The organism is Arenibacter sp. F26102, assembly GCF_023015865.1.
Taxonomy (GTDB): Bacteria; Bacteroidota; Bacteroidia; order Flavobacteriales; family Flavobacteriaceae; genus Arenibacter.
The window spans coordinates 19030-37801 of record NZ_JALKBC010000026.1 but is presented as its reverse complement, the minus strand read 5'-3'; the positions used below and the strand labels follow the sequence as shown (position 1 = coordinate 37801).

General features: G+C 42.2%; 14 protein-coding genes. 5 read left to right on the top strand and 9 right to left on the bottom strand.

Annotated features, from left to right (window positions below; translation table 11 throughout):
* Positions 1-364, bottom strand: a 364-nt coding sequence (locus MWU78_RS21540; protein ID WP_281503889.1) for a transposase, incomplete at its 3' end; no start/stop codon positions are given.
* Positions 365-748: 384 nt separating this feature from the next.
* Entirely contained in the window at positions 749-1228 is a 480-nt protein-coding gene (locus MWU78_RS21535) for a transposase (RefSeq protein ID WP_348647130.1), read from the bottom strand.
* A 269-nt stretch (positions 1229-1497) separates the two neighbouring features.
* Here MWU78_RS21535 and MWU78_RS21530 point away from each other — a divergent pair, with 269 nt between their 5' ends.
* The 5 genes from MWU78_RS21530 to MWU78_RS21510 all read left to right on the top strand — a co-directional run bounded on the left by MWU78_RS21530 (position 1498) and on the right by MWU78_RS21510 (position 10749).
* The gene (locus MWU78_RS21530) at positions 1498-1953 is read left to right on the top strand and encodes a T9SS type A sorting domain-containing protein (RefSeq protein ID WP_247001752.1); all 456 of its coding nucleotides are present in this window, start codon (positions 1498-1500) and stop codon (positions 1951-1953) included.
* Positions 1954-2087: 134 nt separating this feature from the next.
* Positions 2088-8276 carry an FG-GAP-like repeat-containing protein gene (locus tag MWU78_RS21525; protein WP_247001750.1) on the top strand — a complete coding sequence of 2063 codons (6189 nt, stop codon included), beginning with the start codon at positions 2088-2090 and terminating at the stop codon, positions 8274-8276.
* Between the two features lie 6 nt (positions 8277-8282).
* Positions 8283-8942 (top strand): hypothetical protein, encoded by a 660-nt coding sequence (locus tag MWU78_RS21520; protein ID WP_247001747.1) that lies wholly within the window; start codon positions 8283-8285, stop codon positions 8940-8942.
* A gap of 33 nt (positions 8943-8975) precedes the next feature.
* Complete coding sequence (locus MWU78_RS21515) at positions 8976-10121, top strand: RHS repeat-associated core domain-containing protein (RefSeq protein ID WP_247001745.1); 1146 nt, start codon at positions 8976-8978, stop codon at positions 10119-10121.
* Positions 10084-10749, top strand: a complete 666-nt coding sequence (locus tag MWU78_RS21510; protein ID WP_247001743.1) for a hypothetical protein — start codon at positions 10084-10086, stop codon at positions 10747-10749. The genes MWU78_RS21515 and MWU78_RS21510 overlap by 38 nt, the downstream gene beginning before the upstream one ends.
* 1194 nt (positions 10750-11943) lie before the next feature.
* Here the strand turns inward: MWU78_RS21510 and MWU78_RS21505 are convergent.
* The 7 genes from MWU78_RS21505 to MWU78_RS21475 all read right to left on the bottom strand — a co-directional run bounded on the left by MWU78_RS21505 (position 11944) and on the right by MWU78_RS21475 (position 18754).
* Positions 11944-13158 carry a site-specific integrase gene (locus MWU78_RS21505; protein WP_247001741.1) on the bottom strand — a complete coding sequence of 405 codons (1215 nt, stop codon included), beginning with the start codon at positions 13156-13158 and terminating at the stop codon, positions 11944-11946.
* A gap of 283 nt (positions 13159-13441) precedes the next feature.
* Positions 13442-14428, bottom strand: coding sequence for a transposase (locus MWU78_RS21500; RefSeq protein ID WP_247001739.1), 987 nt, complete (start codon positions 14426-14428; stop codon positions 13442-13444).
* Positions 14415-14768, bottom strand: coding sequence for a transposase (locus MWU78_RS21495; RefSeq protein ID WP_247001737.1), 354 nt, complete (start codon positions 14766-14768; stop codon positions 14415-14417). The genes MWU78_RS21500 and MWU78_RS21495 overlap by 14 nt, the downstream gene beginning before the upstream one ends.
* Before the next feature lie 36 nt (positions 14769-14804).
* On the bottom strand, positions 14805-15407 hold the full coding sequence (locus MWU78_RS21490; RefSeq protein WP_247001735.1) for a transposase: 603 nt from the start codon (positions 15405-15407) through the stop codon (positions 14805-14807).
* Positions 15394-15747, bottom strand: coding sequence for a transposase (locus MWU78_RS21485; RefSeq protein WP_247001734.1), 354 nt, complete (start codon positions 15745-15747; stop codon positions 15394-15396). Before MWU78_RS21485 ends, MWU78_RS21490 begins: the two co-directional genes overlap by 14 nt.
* Positions 15748-15845: 98 nt before the next feature.
* On the bottom strand, positions 15846-16865 hold the full coding sequence (locus MWU78_RS21480) for a nucleoside hydrolase (RefSeq protein ID WP_247001732.1): 1020 nt from the start codon (positions 16863-16865) through the stop codon (positions 15846-15848).
* Between the two features lie 41 nt (positions 16866-16906).
* Entirely contained in the window at positions 16907-18754 is a 1848-nt protein-coding gene (locus tag MWU78_RS21475; protein ID WP_247001730.1) for an arylsulfatase, read from the bottom strand.
* Between the last annotated feature and the right edge of the window lie 18 nt (positions 18755-18772).

The following is an 18772-nucleotide window of genomic DNA, read 5'->3' as shown; positions in this document are numbered from 1 at the left end:
CCCCCTTATCGTTGATCACGATGTGCAGCTTAAAGCCATAGAACCATCCCATTGTCGATCTGCCCACATTGGCGATATCCTTGAATACCTTGTTGGCATTAATCCGCTTGTTCTTGCATACCCTTATGGGCGTGGAGTCCACAAAGGATATTCCCGTGCAATTGCCAAGACAACAGGTCTTCATGTAGAGCACCAAGGGCAGCATATTGGATTGCATCAGTTCGGTGAACCGGTTGTAGGAGACCGTAACGGGGAACTCGTCCCTTAAATGCTCCTTGACATAATAAAGATAAAAATGTTTGAAGGTCCGGTAACCGCTCATGTGAAAAAGTACGGTAATGGTCAGGATTTCGCTCTGTGACATCCTAAAAGGCCTGTTCCTTTACTTTTTCCCATCGGAAATGAGCTTCTTTTGGAAGGCGGGCTCAAAAACTTTGCAAAATTCATCTATGGAACAGAAAATTTCAGTAATTTTATCCTTGGAAATCATAAGCGGAAAGTTGGTTAAATATTTGAATTTCAGATACTTAAATATACCTAATTTTCCGCTATTTCTATTGTGAAAACCTTGCTTTCTTACGTCGAATTCAGGTTGTAAGCTACTTTAATATCTATGGCTTGGTTAAAAATATTCCTCAAGCCTTGAACAAGTCCATAAGCTTTCTTTAATTCTGGGTATTCATTAAACAATATCTGTCCCCTATCTTTCTGATTTGGGATCAAGTCCAATTTCTGGGCATTTGGATATTTATGCAAATAATTGAGTTAACCTAAACAGGAAGAATTCTGTATTTCTAACACCTCTGAATTGCGCCCTGAATGCCTTTATTTTAGCGTTGAAGGATTCGGCGGACGCATTGGTGCTTCTATTTATAATATAGTTTAGGATAGACCTGTAGTTGAGGGCTATGGTATTGGCATTCGTATTGAATGCCCGGAACCCTGTATTTTCTACGTCCTTGTGCCAATGGGCCAGTTTTGTATATGCCGTTTGAATGGAAGTTGCCGTATTGAATATGTTCCTGAGTCCTTGGACCAGGTCAAAGGCAGTCTTTATATCAGGGTATTGATCGAACAATATCCTGCTTCTTTCGGATTGGTTCCTGGTCGAATTGTTGGGCGATTTATAAAGGAGGTACCTACTTCTGGCCAAGAGTTGTTTTCTGGTGTCCCCGTTGCTGAATTCTTTTGGGACGAATGCCCTGTTCTTTTCTTTTGTCCGTTTTATCTGTTCGTTGTCTAGGCTTAATATGGACGAAATTCAGGATAGGTATATGTAATTGAATCATTTTTTTAATGCGAAGAAATCTCTTAATAAAAATTCTTATTTGAGAGATTATTAACTAATAATTATCCCGGATTTATGGGAAACCATCTATCGTTTTTCTTTATGCAATAATTTTTAACAATATTTTAATAAAAAATTAACAATATTTTGATCTCAAAGTTGTATTACCAATCAAAATTTGAACTATGTTTAACAGGAAAATTCTTCCTATGAAAATATTTTTACTTTCTTCGTTATTGATATTGTTGCATACCGATCTGGTTGCGCAACAAAAGCTTAAGTTTACCTATGATACGGCCGGGAACCAAACCCTAAGGGACCGGGTATGTCTTACCTGTTTAAAGGCCGTTATGCCCGAAATGGATTCCCTACTTGTAGGTGCCACTGTGGAGGAGGAAGTATCCGACCTTTTTGATTTTGAAATGACCGCCTATCCCAACCCTGTATCGGAGATCCTGTTCGTGGAATGGTTTCCCAATGAACGTTTAAAGCCCAAGGAGTTACAGCTGTTTACGGTAGATGGCAGGCATTTGTCCACCATACCTATCCATACCGTGCGAGGGGAGCAGCCCGTTTATTTTAAAGATAATCCCCCTGGTCTTTACCTGCTCAAGGTACTGTTCGAGAACGGAGAGCGCCGGACCATTAGAGTAGTCAAAAGCTGAGCTCAAGGCCGTTATCTCCCTAATAATAACCTAACCAATAAGTATGAAATGTCCATTATCAATTTGTTGCCAACCAACCGATATTATAACGAGGACATTACATCTGACCTTTGAAAAACTATAAGTATTAACAGATGAAAAAGATTTTGATCTTCTCCGTATTCTCCATAGGTTCTTTTGGAGTATACGCCCAGACCGATTACACCGTAATCCCTTTGGAAGCGACCCCTATTACGGTTGTCGAACGCACCGAGGACAAATCGGCCCCTCCAATGGAAGTGGATATGGGTACGAACATGGAAGCCATGGGCGCGGGAGCGGGAGGTTCCGAAATCTCGGAAACTACCGGGGATCTTTCAGTTTCCCTTACTGGAGGAGCCACCTATTCCGTTCCCATCAAGGTACCGCCGGGAATCAATGGGGTAGTCCCTACGATCGCACTTTCGTACAATAGCCAGGGAAGCAATGGCCTTGCGGGTTTTGGTTGGAACGTTTCGGGCATTTCCGTGATCACTCGGATCCCTTCCACTAAGTTCCATGACAACAATATTGATCCGGTCGATTTTGACAACTTGGACCGTTTTGCATTGGACGGGCAACGCCTGCTCTTGAAATCGGGTACCTATGGGGCCAACGGGGCGGTCTATGAGACCGAAAACTTCTCCAATCTGAAAATAGTTTCGAACGGGGTCTCCACTTATGGGTCGGCCTACGGCCCCCTGTCCTTCACGGTCACTTATCCCGACGGTTCCGTAGCCCAATACGGCAATAGCACCAATAGCCGGTCCAGGACGGATTATGCCATTACGAGTTGGCAGGACCCCCAGGGGGTCACTATCGATTATACCTATATAACGGAGGATAATTCCTTGAGCATCTCCACTATAAAATATGGACATAGAACGGGAGGTACTGCTCCCAATGAGATAGCCTTTGCCTATAAGGCACGCAAACGGCCCGAGCAGGCTTTTATCGGGGGGCAGGACTTCCGTAGGAAGAAAATCCTCTCCACGATCAATGTGAAGACAGGGACCGTTGGCTATCGCAATTATGTGCTGGCCCATAGTTTCAATACGTTAGGGTTTGAACGGTTAACGAGTATTACCGAGAAGAGCGGGGACAATTCCCTAAGTCATAGTCCAGTGGTATTTTCTTATTCCGATAGTCCATCGACTTTGGATTATTCCGCCGTAACCACCAGCCTGAACCTTGTAGACCTTGAGCAGCGCAATGCCGAAATGGTGCCCCTTGATTTTGATGGTGATGGCAAAATGGATTTTATAGTTTATCCCAAGGCAAAGTACCTACGTAATAAGATCTGGCTGTTCAAGGATATACGGAGTGGCAACACCAACATAGGTGATCAGATTACAACTCCTATCTTTGAGGATATTTTCCCGATGACCTACCTCAATTCGACGAATCAATTGGAAAAGGCCCAAGGTTTTGGATTGATTACCCATACAGGGACCAATCAGGTGCTTTTTAAGGTAAACGGACAGAACACCTATTACCCGGCCGCACAGTATTATGAAAAGTCATGGTACGCACCTATAACCTCTAATCAACAGTACTGTACGGATCCCCCAACCACTAGCCGGATTCCCATGGACTATATTTCCGGAGACTTTAACGGGGACGGCCTGACCGATGTTATGGCCATTGGTCGGTCCGGTTATACCTATTCCTATTGTACTACGGATCCTTGCCAATGTACGAGTACTACGATTACGACCTCGCCCGTCCATTTTATAAATCTGGACCGTAGGATTCCTACAGGATTTGCCAATCTTGCAGGATCGCTGACTGAACCTTATACAGGCGCGGATAATCTACTTACGGTAGATATTGACGGGGATGGAAAATCGGAGATCCTGCACATAAAGACCGGAAAGATCTATGTTTATGGCCTAAATACCAATAATAGCCTTTCCCTTCGGTGGACTACTACCGATACCAGGATTCGGACGGACTATCCCATTTTTCCCGGCGACTTTAACGGGGATGGCAAAACGGACCTCATGGTCCCTACCGCCAATAATAGCACTACCTTTGCCCAGTTTCTTTCCTTGGGGACGGGCTTTGTAAAAAGGGAATCGGGCCATCCGTTTACCTATAAGCAGTACAGTATAGCAACGAGCCCCATCAATTCGTTCGATTTGATCCCCACCGATATCAACGGCGACGGACGTACGGACATGCTCGAATACAGTACGGTAACTACCAATGGCAGCACCAATGGTACCCAGACCCTTAAGATGTACTATAACACCTTTTCAACGGCGACAGATGTAACGCCCATGTTCTCGTATATAGCGTCCAAATCCAAGACCGGGAACCTGGTGCATTTGCCCATCCCTATTTTTTTGAATTATGACCGACCCAATGACAATTTGGATTTTGTGACCATTAGCAACAAATGGCTTACGGCTTTCAGTTTTGGCAAGGACAACCGTAAGGATATGTTGCTCAACAGCATCAATAACAATGGTGTTACCCATACCATTACCTATCGCGACCTTGATCCCCATATTCAGGCGAGCGATACGTATGCTTTTTATGAGACCCGATCGGATCAGGTATATCCTTTTGTGGATATTGATGTGGCCAGGGGAACCAAGTTGGTAGCCACTCTTCAACGTTCGGTGAGCGGAACCACTACCATCAAGCAACATTTCGCCTACCAAGGCGCCGTTGCCCATGCCGATGGTCTCGGGTTCATGGGTTTTATAGGGCTTGCCCGCAGCGATTGGAGCACCCAGGATTCGGACCGGATCTGGAACATTACCAAGCACGATATCTCCAAACGCGGAGCAGTATCCAGCAGTTATTCCATGGCCAATTATTTTACTCTTAATACCATACCCCCGGATTATATCGCAAAGACTACCTATGTGAACGCCTCCTCCCTGGCCGCGAACAAGGTATTCAAGTTCAGCAATACCTCCAACCTTTTCCAGAACGGCCTGGACGGTACCGCTATCACTACCAGCTACCTCTACGATACTTATAACCACCCCACCAAGATTACCGTGGATTATTCCGGGCAGGGAAGCAGTGTTACAGACCTTACTTATGGTAACAGTACGGGAACCAACTATTATATCGGGCGGCCCCTTACCAAAAAGAATACGACCACCATAGGTGGCAATGCCTTCTCCACAGAGGAAAACTATGTCTATTCAGGCTACTTGGTAACTACAAAAAATGCAAAGGGGAACGGCACCCCTTTTGATTCGGAGACCTTTACCTATGATATCTTTGGCAATATAAAGACGAAGACCGTTACTCCGAACGGCGCAACGGCACGACAGCTAAAGTTCGATTACGATACTTCCGGCCGGTATCTGTTAAAAAGTTATGATGTGGAAAATCTGGCCACTACCTACGAATACAATACCACCACCGGAACCCTGAAAAAAGAGACCAATCCCTACGGATTGGTTACCCAATATTTTTACGATGTCTGGAACCGGCTTATCAGGGTAACGGACTATCTGGGCAAGAATGCCAATACCACCTATGTGGAAACCTCCAATACCTATACCGTGACCCTTACCGCCGATGACGGCGGCAGTACCATTGCCGTATATGACCCGCTCCAAAGGTTGGTCAAGGAAAGTAAAAACGACGTCTTAGGGCAATGGGTGAACAAAAGCTACCAGTACGATAAGTTCGATCGGGTATGGAAGGAGAGCGAACCTTTTATAGGTTCGGCGGCAAGCCAATGGAACACTACCGAGTACGACCTGTACGGCAGGCCCAAAACGTTGACCTCCTATACCGGAAAGGTTACGAATATCAGCTATTCCGGACAAACGGTTACGGTGAATGACGGTACCAAGACCGTTGCCACTACCAAGAACGCCCTGGGGAACGTGACCCAGGTTACCGATCCGGGCGGCACCATCGCCTACACCTATTTTGGCAACGGGGCCATGAAGTCCAGTACCTATTCCGGTATCTCCCAAACCTTAGAACAGGACGGCTGGGGGAGAAGAACAAAATTGATAGATCCTTCCGCTGGCACTTATACCTATGCATACAATGGTTTTGGAGAGCTCACCAAGGAAACCACCCCCAAAGGAGTGACCGATTACACCTATAGCACCGTTGGCAAGCTGACCCAAAAAAAGGTGACGGGCGATGCCGGCACCAATATGATCATCAACTATACCTATGATGCTACCAGCAAGCTGCCTATGAGTATTGCCCTGGCCACCAATGCCGATGGCAATACGGGGACTACCACTTTTGCCTATGACAGTTATAAGCGGGTAACCAGTACCGTTGAGACCAACACCCAAGCCAAGTTTACCAAATGGTTTACTTATGATCCTTTTGGGAACGTGGCTACCGAGGAAAGTGAGGGCCGATTATTAAGTAATAACAAGTTCAGCAAGATCAAGGTAAAGAATACCTATGCCAACGGGCAGTTAAAGAACGTGAACGACTTTACTACCAACGAGGAACTGTGGAACATAACCGGCCTCAATGCCCGCGGGCAAGTAACCACCTCTACCATGGGAGTGGCATTAAAACGTACCAATACATATGATACCTATGGCTATCTTACCCAGGCCCTTGCCCAAAAGAACGTAACCACCTCTCCAGTAGAGCTGATGAAGCTCACCTTTAACTTTAATGTGCAGCGGGGCATCCTCAACAGTCGCACCAACAGCCTATTTGCCTGGACTGAAAATTTCACCTATGATGCCCAGGACCGGTTGCTCAGCTTTAACGACAATAACGGGGCTAAGAACCAGAATTATGATAGTAAGGGACGCATCAACACCCTCTCAAACCTAGGGACCTTTACCTATAACAGCACTAATTATCAGAGTACAGGACTGACCCTGAACCCTACCGGGGAGACCTATTACAACAATTATACTACCCAGAATATCACCTACAACGCCTTTAAAAGCCCTGTGGAGATTTATGAGAACGGCAAGGACCGGATCAACTTCCAGTACAATGCGGGAATGGGCCGTGCCACCATGTACTACGGTGGTACCCAAGCCACCAAGGAGGACCGCCCTTTTAGGAAGTACTATTCCGAAGACGGAAGTATGGAGATCAAATGGGAAAAGGCCACGGGTAGGACTACTTTCGTTACCTATGTGGGCGGGGATGCCTATTCCTCGCCGGTAATCTACCATTCGGATCAGGGCAGTACCACCACGGCCCAATACCTTTACCTGCACAGGGATTATTTGGGCAGCATCTTGGGGATAACGGACAAAAATGGTACTTTTAAGGAGAAGCGGCATTTTGATGCCTGGGGCAATATCGTTAAGTTGACGGACGGCAGCAATACGGCCCTGACGAAATTCGCCGTCTTGGACCGCGGCTATACGGGGCACGAGCATTTGCAGGGCGTAAACCTGATCCACATGAACGGGCGGCTCTACGATTCCATGCTACACCGGTTTTTGATGCCTGATAATTTTGTGCAGGACCCGTATAATACCCATAATTACAACAGGTATGCATATGTAATGCACAATCCGCTCATGTACGTCGACTTTAGCGGGGAGTATTCCGAAGGGAACGGGACCGGGAATTGGCTTTGGGGCGGTGCTGTCTTGGTCGCTTCCGCCATTGGTAGCTGGGCCGATGAGATAAAGGACGCACAAATCGGCCGATGGTTGAACAGGAATTTTGGGAAGCCCGTGGAGAAGTGGGTGAACAAACATATTGTCAAGCCCTTCCGTAAGTTGTTCGGTGGCGGTGATGGCGGTAGGCGTGCCGCCCCAGAAGTATATTATGCGGATATGCCCATGGGCAGTGGTGGCGGCCCCAATAATTTGGTTATCTTTGGTGCATCGGGGGGAGGTGGAATGTCTCCTGGTATTGACCCAGGGCCGAGATCCATGCTTGAGATGGCGCCCAAGCAGGATTTCAGTGGTTTATGGGGCGGAGTAAATTATTTTTTGTATGGTGGAGTTGTTGATGGTTTTCGCTATGATTACGGTGGAAATGTTGTCGGGGTGGCTCCTACTATGGGGATAGTTCCTACGCCGACCATTGGCAACCTTGGTACTTATGCACAACTTGCAAAGATGACAAAAGGATTTAAAGGAGTTATACAAGCTCATCATTTAACCGAAGTACGTCATTTAAAAAGTCTTGCATTATCTTCTAGAAATGCACCTGCGGTGATATTAACTCGTACTGACCATGCAGCTATGACCAAAACTTTACAGCAGTTATTGCCTTATGGACAAACCTATACGAAAACTCAAATTATAGCGGCTTATAAACAAGCTTATAGCAATCATCCCGAATGGCTAACTGCTGCCTTAAAATATTTAAAATGAAAAAAAATGAAATATTATGTTTTTACATATACTGGAAAACCTATTGGTGAAAGCGGCGAAAATTTTGGTACAAAGTATAATTTTGATAATGCATGTGAAATTTGTGGTTCCGGAGCTATAGTCAAGGAAAAGTTAAGGTGCAGCAAAATAGATACAACATTAAAGGACATTTTTCAAACGTTGGATGGGGATTATATTATTTCCGAAAACCTTTATAATCGAATGATTAACGAAAATATTGATGTAGTAAATTTGAAAAATGTTTCAAATAGAAGGGGAGATAAATTACCATTTTACCATTTTTTCTCTGCCATTAGGTTACCTAAAGCATATGAAACCAAAGGTCTGATATTAGAAAACCAATGTAAAGTATGTAAAAGGGATGGTCATTTTAATGATATGGTCATGGGAAATTTGGAAGATCATACACCTTCCAAAATCTTACCGGTCCAATTGCTTTACAATAAAAGAGATTTAGATTTAATTCATCAATTTGATATTTTATCCACATGGGAACATATGGGTATATCGAATAAAAAAGCAACTGGTAATTTGGTGGTAAGGTATGCTAGACCTATGCTTGTTGTAAGTGATTCTATAAAGGAGATAATGGAAAAGCTCCAGTTGGGAAATCTGAAATTTGAACCTATCAAAACTCTTTTATAACCCTTAGGAGCATGTTATTAGAGGCTTTACTTTGTGCAAGCTTTTGCTTATGCAGGTAAGGTAGGGCTATCAAAAATTGTAGTATTTATAGTTTTTTTAATTGCGATAGTAGTACCTCTTTCGGGGGTCGGGGGGGGCTTTTTAGACTGTGGCTATACAGGGCATGAGCACCTGCAGGGCGTTGGCCTGGTGCACATGAACGGGCGGCTCTACGATTCCATGCTGCACCGGTTTTTGATGCCCGATAATTTTGTGCAGGACCCCTATAGTACGTTGAGCTACAATCGGTATTCGTATGTGCTGAACAATCCTTTGATTTACGTGGATCCTAGTGGCGAGGCTTGGGAATGGATCGCTGCGGGCGCCGCCATAGCGGTTTATGCCATATTCAACGTAGCCAAAACGGTACATGAGAAAAACCAATATGAAAAGAACTATGCCAAAAACGTTCCTGAAAATCAGGTCCCAACGCCATCCAGCGGGCAAAAAAGCTCCGAAAAAATCTCATCGAGCATAATGCCGGATCTACGTGATAATTATAACTTTGAACTACCCTATGGTATAAATCTACCCTTTGACAGGTTCATAATGGATGCCGATGGTAATATTACATATTATGATGAGAAGGGCGGAAGTGAAGTTGATTACCTGATGTTCGGGGAAGAAGAGATTAGGGTGAATGATAGAAGTATATTGCCACAATTAAAAGATAGAACTATTTGGGGAAAAGATGATTCCAATAGACCAAAACAAGGACATTACGCCATAACCAATAATATTAACGAGGCACTTAAACTATACGAATGGATCGGAGCCAGATCTTCCTCTGAATGGTCCTTTGCCGATGCGAATACAGATGTCGGGCGTATGGCCCTCATCGGTACTCTACACGAAAAATCAGCCGGTGTAGTTCCCTATCCCAATAAAGGAGGTTTTGGAAATTTCACGATCAATCGTTTCTCTCATTCCCACCATGGTACTTCATGGGCGGATTTTAATTACTCGTTCAAGGATGCGAATTATGCGAAATACATGAGAACTTTAAATCCAAAGGCCAAGTTCGACCTTTATGCCCCATTGATTACAAAAAAAAGATACAATGAACATGTTAAAAGCAAATCTGGTTATAAACCTATCAATTATGAGCCGCTTAAATTTATTCCTATTATTACTGATTAGTTCATCTATTGTACATACCTCATGTGAAAGCCAGAACGATTTTATGTCGATTTTTGAGAGAGCACTCAATTCCGATAACTTGTTAGTGGATAATGAATTTGTGGATAGGTTTGAAGAAAAACTGTTGGAGAATTACCCAGATAGAGGTTTGGTCATAAGGGAGATCAACGATAGGCTGGTGCCTGCATTTGAGGATTTTTCCGATATTGGCGGAGGGGATAAGGGGAACTTTGTAATCTTTATAACAAAGGATTTTTTTTTGGTAAATTATCAAAGTGACAAGATCGATGTAGAAATGAAGAATTATATAGAAACATTAAAGAGGGAAAGTATGAATGTTGGAGTTATAGATTTGATTATGTTGAGTCCGGAAAAGGAAAAAATCACATATCAAGAATGCGAAATGTTTATATCCTCAATAAGGGAAGCCGATAAATCCCTTGATTTTGTACGGGATAGTATATCCAAAAAAAGATACGGGAATTCTTTTTTTAACTTGGATGCCAAGAAAAAGGAGGCTATTAGGGATGAATACAAAAAAATCTTCATTCTTTATCTGTTTAATGAGATTGATTCATTTTTCTTGCCTCCTCCTCCAGTCTCAGAGGGATTTGAAGAACAAAAGTAAGGCCATTGGGTCATACAATCCTCCTTAATATGTCCGGAACCACCTGTCCTAAAAACCATAACATCCCAACATTGAAAAGATAGAAAATGAAGACTAGGGTAATGAAGATAAATCCAATCTATTTCTTAGGGACCTTTTGCGGAAACGGTCAAGAAAGAAAAAAAGTCAAAATAGATTTAAATTGTACGTGTCTCATCAACTTTGTTTAAAAAAAACATCTACCTTAACGTATTTAATCTAGAAATTGAAAAATGGCTTGCCAAAGCGGCATATTAGTTCCATTTAACTGACCTCGGGGACGGCCACTTAATTTACACTGGAACAAATATCAATTACTTCCACGTTGGGATCTATTATTTTTGTAAGGACAATTAGATTTTGTGGGAAATGGAATTCAGCACGCCCATACAAACCATAGTCTATCATTAGTAGTCGTTGAGTCAATTCCCAATCTACGGGCTGCACGCCTAAACTTTCTTAAGGGCTTAAGGGCACCAATGGGCAATTAGGTTTGGATTCTTGTTTCCTTGTCTTTCCTAAAGTTAATCAATCTCCGATGGATTTGGTTCTTAATCCCGACGCGGTCAGGGATAAGGACTTTTTCCCCCTTACCACATCCATTTTTGTCCGTTGAAATGTTCCATGGCCTCCCGGTTGTATTTGGAATGATTAAATATACCAAAGAATAAATGGATTGCCAAGGTCACGATATATGGATATATGCAAATATGTTAATATAAATATATGTAAATAGGTACATAGGATTTGGGTAATAGGAAGTTTTCTTTGTTATAAAGTAGGAACAAATCAGACCTACCCCCCGTGAGTAATATATCATTAAAAAAGAATTAAAAATATTAATCTTCGGAGAAGATAGCAAGTTATGTTTTAAGCAACTTAAAACTCCTACTTCTATCGAAGTGAAAAAGATGTCTCCAGCAGACCGGCCATAATAATTGAATTAGAAAATGGCAATTAATTAGGCAGGATAAAACATTATAGGGACAAGAAAGGTGAGTATTACTTAACACTTAGTTTCAACGGTTCGGAACTAGCTGATTTAAAATACGGATCCCTTAGGGATGCTTTTTTGTGTATAGGGGGAATAAGGGAAATGGGACAAATTCTACTTCACCAATATAAATCCCGACAAAATTCAAAAGAAATCTACTATTACATGCTTTAATGCCAAACTTAAATTTCCAATTTTTCCTGGTATTCATCCATTATATGGGTAGGGAGATTTTTAATATATATTTCAGTTGTACTAATATCGCTGTGCCCTAGCATTTTGCTCAGTGCATTAATAGGAACATCATTGAGGATAAGATTCGTTGCCATGGAATGACGGCTTACATAGCTTGTCAAATGCTCTTCAATTTCACAAAGCTTGGCGATCTCTTTTAGACGCTTGTTATATCGCTTTCTTTCCCATTGGACATCCTTAAATTGATCCTGCATTTCTTTGCGCTTTACGATAGGAAAAATATAGTCGGTCTTGTCCTTGCCTATTAAATAACAATCCATAATCGATGATAACTGTGGAGTTAGCTTAATATCGTAATATCGGGCTGTTTTTTGTCTACGGTACTGGATGCGTCCATCTATGATATTATCCAGTTTTAAAAAGGCCATATCAATAAATGAAATGCCGTTCATAAGGTAAGAGCACAAAAAATAATTCCGGGTGTTAAATAAAGGCGTACCAGGTTCTAATTCCAAATTAAGGATCCGTCTTATTTTTTCTATGCTGATTGCCCGTTTTGCCGTTGGCTGGGATTTTATCTTGTATTTCCTAAAAGGATAAGAATCCACAGATACTACCCCCTGATGTATGGCTTTGTTGTATATGGCTCTGAACGTTCTCATATACATGGATAATCCATTTATACTATTTCCTTTTTTCAAATGTGCCGTCTCAAATCGTTTAAGATAAGTGTAGGTCATCTCTTCAAATCGGAGAGACTCCTTTTTATTGAAGTTCTTCAATGAACCAAGGGCACATCTATAGGCTTTAGCGTTCCCGAAACGATTCGCTTCTTCCATTTCACTTATTAATCGATTGGTAAAATCAAAAAAGGAAATCGTGTTCGTCGGCTTGGTCAAAGTGTTTTTGAGTTCGGTGATGCTCAGCCCTCCGAGCTGTCCAATTTCTTCTAATTCATTAATCCCATCCCGTAATTCGGTCTTTTTCTTGATAAGGAGGTTATTTAAGCGCGCAACGGACGACACACCATTATAGGTCCTTTTGACCTCGCGATTATTCTCGTTCCAGTACTCGGGCGGAACGGCAAATCCCGTTGAAATGGCAATCGTCTTTCGATGGTGGCTTAGTCTAAAGATAATCGGGCACATACCATCTTTGCGCTTACGCCTTGTGTCCATGGAAAGAGTGATGTTCGTTTTCATATTCTAAAGATATAAAAATTTGCACTCAATTTGCACTCAAAATCAGGTATAATATGGTTTAATATGAATCCTTATGAAATACATAATGTTGATAATCAGTATTATACATATATTTTGAAACAAATAAATACAATAATCCTCCTTCTTACAAGCAGGGGGTCACTGGTTCGAACCCAGTAGGGCCCACAGTAACAAAGACAAGGCTTCCAAGAAATTGGGAGCCTTTTTTGGTTTTATAAATTACATCTTTACGCTCACTTTGGGTCAAGAACAATTGTTGTGTTTATGCAAATATTGTAGTTAATCTATAAAGGAAGGATTCTACGTTTTTGACTCCTCTGAATTGAGCCCTAAAGGCTTTTATTTTTGCATTGAATGATTCAGCGGATGCGTTTGTACTTCTATTTATAAAATAGTTTAGGATCGATCTATAATTGAGCGATATAGTATTGGCAATTGTATTGAAGGCCCTGAAGCCCGTATTTTCTACGTCTTTGTACCAATGTGCCAGCTTTGTATATGCTATTTGTATAGAAGTTGCCGTATTGAATATGTTCCTGAGCCCCTGTACCAGGTCGAAGGCCACCTTTATATCCGGATATTGGGCGAACAATATTTTGCTTCTTTCGGATTGGTTTTGCGTCCAATTGTTTGGCGATTTATAAAGGAGGTATCTACTTCTGGCCAAGAGTTGTTTTCTGGTGTCCCCATTGCTGAACTCGTTCGGGACGAATGCCCTGTTCTTTTCTTTTGCCCGTTTTATCTGTTCGTTCTCCAGGTCTATGGCGTCCCATCTGTGCTTGATCCGGATGTCCTGAAGGGCTTCCTGTGCCAGCTTCTGTACGTGGAACCTATCCGTTACCTGTATGGCCTTAGGGAAGCACTTCTTGGCGATGGTCTTCATCGAGTTCGCCATATCCAGGGTGATTTCCTTGACCGTTGCCCTTTTCTTGGCGGGCATTTTCATCAGTTGTTCCATGATGGGCTCCACCTTGGTGCCGGAGAATATGGCCACTATAGATCCTTTTTTGCCCTTGGCCTTTTTGTTGGTGATAATTGTATAGAGCTCGCCCTTGGACAGTGCCGTTTCGTCAATGGACAGGTAAGGTCCTATATTTTCGGGAAAGATGAGCCATTGTTTGGCATGTTCCTTTTGCTTCCAGCCCTTAAAATCGCTCAAATAATCCCTGTACTGTCGCTGGAGTTTTTTGCCATTGACCCCATAGAAATGGCCTATGGTGCGGCAGTCCGAAGCCCTAGTATCGACCAAGTACTTTTAAAAAAGCAGCGAACTCTACGGTCATACGAGTCCCCTGTGCCACTAGATCCCAATCTCTTTGCACGGCCTGGCCAGTGGCCTTGTCCAGCCAACGGCGTCGCCTGATGTGGAGAAAGACCGACTTTCCCCGTAATGGAAAGTCCTGGACGACGATCTCTTTATGAAAGCCATGGGCTATTAAGATGCGGTGCTTTTCCTCTTTAGGGGTGTCCTTTTTTTCTTCAAAGTATAAATGAAGTGCACCGTCTTCCGTTTTATGGGATACAAGGTCAAAGTGGGTCGTTAATAGTTCCGGAAGTATAAATTTCAAAAGGTCTATAGACAATTCCAATGCTGTTCGTTTTATTGCAAAGACCTTATTCTATTTTCAATTCACACACAACTTTTGATCTTGATCCCTTGTATCCCCGTTATTGAATTCTTTTGGGACGAATGTCCCGTTCTTTGCCCTGGCCTGTTTTATCTGTTCGTTCTCCAGGTCTATTGCTTCCCATCTGTGCTTGATCCGGATGTCCTGAAGGGCTTCCAGTGCCAGCTTCTGTACGTGGAAGCGATCGGTGACCTGTATTGCCTTAGGGAAGCACTTCTTGGCGATGGTCTTCATCGAGTTCGCCATATCCAGGGTGATTTCCTTGACCGTTGCCCTTTTCTTGGCGGGCATTTTCATCAGTTGTTCCATGATGGGCTCCACCTTGGTGCCGGAGAATATGGCCACTATGGCCCCTTTCTTGCCCTTGGCCCTTTTGTTGGTTATAATTGTATAGAGCTCGCCCTTGGAGAGTGCCGTTTCGTCAATGGATAGGTAAGGCCCCATATTTTTGGGAAAGACGAGCCATTGTTTGGCATGTCCCTTTTGCTCCCAGTCCTTAAAATCGCTCATATAATTTTTGTACTGTCGCTGTAGTTTTTTGCCATTGACCCCATAGAAATGGCCTATGGTGCGGCAGTCCGAAGCCCTAGTATCGACCAAGTACTTTTGAAAAAGCAGCGAACTCTACGGTCATACGAGTCCCCTGTGCCACTAGATCCCAATCTCTTTGCACGGCCTGGCCAGTGGCCTTGTCCAGCCAACGGCGTCGCCTGATGTGGAGAAAGACCGACCTTCCCCGTAATGGAAAGTCCTGGACGACGATCTCTTTATGAAAGCCATGGGCTATTAAGATGCGGTGCTTTTCCTCTTTAGGGGTGTCCTTTTTTTCTTCGAAATATAGATGGAGCGTACCGTCTTCCGTTTTATGGGAGGCCAGGTCGAAGTGGGTTATTAATAGTTCGGGCAGTATAAGCTTTAATAGGTCTATAGACAATTCCAATGCTGTTCGTTTTATTGCAAAGACCTTATTCTATTTTCAATTCACACACAACTTTTGAGATTGATCCCAAAAAGTTGTGGGATTATAGAGGATCCGTCTTAATTCTCATTCATAATTAGCTCAACAAACCGAGATTTGATTTGTTTCGGCTTATCCGGAATATCCATGTAATATTGCATCCCATTATCATTTAGTTCAAACCTAGTATACCCCTCATTGTCCACGTGCATTTTTCCCGGACCTTTCAAATTAAAATAAGAGGGCTCTACTGCCATTAATACCGAGGTGAGGTCCCAGGTCTGACGATCATAGGGCATTTCTATATATTCTGTATACGCGGTAACCAATGGATGAAAGCCTTTGAACCCAAGGTTTTTTTCTATGGCCGAGCCTGGAAATCTAATACTGCTACCCACTGCAAATGGACTTATATAAACAGCCGTTGGCCAATTAGCAAAAACTTTTCTAGCGGCATCCACATCGCTCTTTATATTAAATTCCTTTTGTTTCGGCATATTGAAATTACCAGCCATCGCACTTAAAAGTTTCACTTTCTTAGCCACGAGTTGTACACCTGTTAAATCAGAATATTGATCTGGTTGCGATGCTAATAAATCCGATAAATTTGTAGAGAATCCTACGGATATAATCACCACAGAATTATTTGTGGCCTCTGCTAATAAACGCCTATAAAAAGTAACCGATGATTCTACCTCATCAAAACTAGTAACAGAAACAGAACTGGCATACACTTTTTCTCCATTCCTCTCATACTCCATAACTTTACGAGCAAAATTACGAGATTCGTTTTCTCCTTCAACTCCTGTTTTTACCGATGCCATAGGAGTATTTTCAAAACCGTATGCTCCTTTTATTAATTCTACATATTGAATTGAACTCAAACTTTGTTTATTGTTACTTATTCCCAATAACCGAACCATCCCTTTATCCGCATATCTAAATAACATTGCCAAAGCCAATGCATCATCTACATCATTGCCCATATCTGTTTCAAATATTACCGGGATAGGCTCACTCATTTGTGCTTTACCATAGGGACTATGGATAAATATTAAAAAATAACACGCTCCAATAATAAGTTTTAAAATTTTCTTCATCGATTACTTGAATTAATATGAAATAATTTGATATAAATCTCTTATTTAGTTTTTGTAACATACACGTAATATGCACCGGCTAAACCCTCACCATCAACATCCTCAAACCAGGTATGTAAGGCAATTGGACCCTTTTCCAATTGAAAGGTATACCGCACACCTTTATCTCCTTCTTTTACCAAAGATTTTTTCCTCAATTCGTTAGATTCTGTTGTAACAAATATTTTGGCCGCATGGATTGGCAGACTTTTAGCGTCCCCTTTTTCTGCAGTTAACATCATATCGCTCTCCTTAGGGTAGCGTCTTAATTCAAAGGTATAAACCCCCGATGTTTCAATTTCCAACAGCCAGTAACTATTCCTTTGGAGACCTTTTGAAACCTGAATTTGCTGATCTAAAAAGACATCCATCCAATCACTTGCACTTAACATTGTTGATTCCTCATGCTTGGAACCAATAATAATACGCTGTGGCACATTGGCCACGTCCTTAACCAAATCCCACTTCTTTGAGGATTGTAGTCTCATTTGAGCTACTATTGTTGGGTGATCATTAATAATATTATTTTGCTGCAGTGGATCTTGAGTTAAATCATACAATTCATTATCATTTAACAAACGCCAATTTTTCCATAAAACAGCAGCGCCCTCCATTCTCATCATCGAATTGCTATATGGAGAAGGGTAATCAAAATAAAATGGCATTCGGCTAAAGTTGATCACTATTGATCTGTTAGGGTCAATTTTTCTTTCTCCACTAAATGCGGAAGCTAAACTTATGCCATCAAAATCCTCACTACTAGAGCGTTCTATACCACATAGGTCCAATAAGGTAGGAAGTACATCCTGTGCCTGCGACAGCCCAGAAACATCACCAGATTTAATAGCTCCGTTGGGCCAACTTATAAAAAAGGGAACCCTATGCCCACCCTCGTACAATTCGGTTTTCCCTCCTCGCATTCCTGCATTAAAATAATCGGGTCCGAAGGTACTCCCATTATCACTTAAAAAAACAACAATCGTGTTGTCCAATAACGTTTTTCGCTTTAAGAAATCCATTAACTCCCCAACATTCTTATCAATGTTTCGAATCATGGCCAGGTAGCGAATAAATTTGTATTTTTTATCTGCCTCCATTGATGAAAACTCGGAGTTTTCCACAATTACTTCCATTTCTTTTATATCCTTCTCCAAGGCGTAAAAAGGTTGATGTGGGGCATTGGTTGGGATATAGGTGAAAAAGGGAAGATTTTTGTCTTTGGAATCAGATATCCATTCTTTAGCTTTATCAAAAAACACATCCGTACAATATCCTTGATATTTTTCTCTTTGTCCGTTTTTTATATAAACATCGTCAAAATAATCGTTTCCCCAATAATCTGGAGCTGATCCGATATGTGAAGAAGGGAACCATAAAGTCTCCTTAAACCCCCTATCCTCAGGTCTTGAGGGGTAATTATCTCCAAGGTGCCATTTCCCGAAAATTCCGGTATTATAACCATTTTCAGAAAAATAATCTGCCATTGTTTTTAGTCCATTTTTAAGATGGGTACGCCCGCTACTAACATTAGTAGCACCATTTCTTGCCGCGTCCATCCCAGTTAACAACTGTCCTCTAGTAGGTGTACACATTGGGGCTACGTGAAAATCTGTTAAACGAGCGCTTTTGGAGTGTAGCTTATCCAGCTCAGGTGTTTTCAGGATGGGGTTACCATGGACAGAAAGTTCACCATAACCCTGGTCATCGGTCATAATTACAATTACGTTTGGCTTTTTATTTTGTTCTGATCCCTTGTGATTATTGATTTGGGAAAAACAAGGTTGAATTAAAAAATAAATCAATACCCCAGAAATAATAAAAAGACTTTTATTAAAATTTGTGTTCATCATAAATTAGTTTTCGTTTTT

What these genes read in the sequence shown, in the direction of transcription:
- MWU78_RS21475 (WP_247001730.1), bottom strand. Translation starts at nt 18,754, where the DNA reads ATGATGAACACAAATTTTAATAAAAGTCTTTTTATTATTTCTGGGGTA.
- MWU78_RS21520 (WP_247001747.1), top strand. Translation starts at nt 8,283, where the DNA reads ATGAAATATTATGTTTTTACATATACTGGAAAACCTATTGGTGAAAGC.
- MWU78_RS21505 (WP_247001741.1), bottom strand. Translation starts at nt 13,158, where the DNA reads ATGAAAACGAACATCACTCTTTCCATGGACACAAGGCGTAAGCGCAAA.
- MWU78_RS21525 (WP_247001750.1), top strand. Translation starts at nt 2,088, where the DNA reads ATGAAAAAGATTTTGATCTTCTCCGTATTCTCCATAGGTTCTTTTGGA.
- MWU78_RS21480 (WP_247001732.1), bottom strand. Translation starts at nt 16,865, where the DNA reads ATGAAGAAAATTTTAAAACTTATTATTGGAGCGTGTTATTTTTTAATA.
- MWU78_RS21530 (WP_247001752.1), top strand. Translation starts at nt 1,498, where the DNA reads ATGAAAATATTTTTACTTTCTTCGTTATTGATATTGTTGCATACCGAT.
- MWU78_RS21510 (WP_247001743.1), top strand. Translation starts at nt 10,084, where the DNA reads ATGAGCCGCTTAAATTTATTCCTATTATTACTGATTAGTTCATCTATT.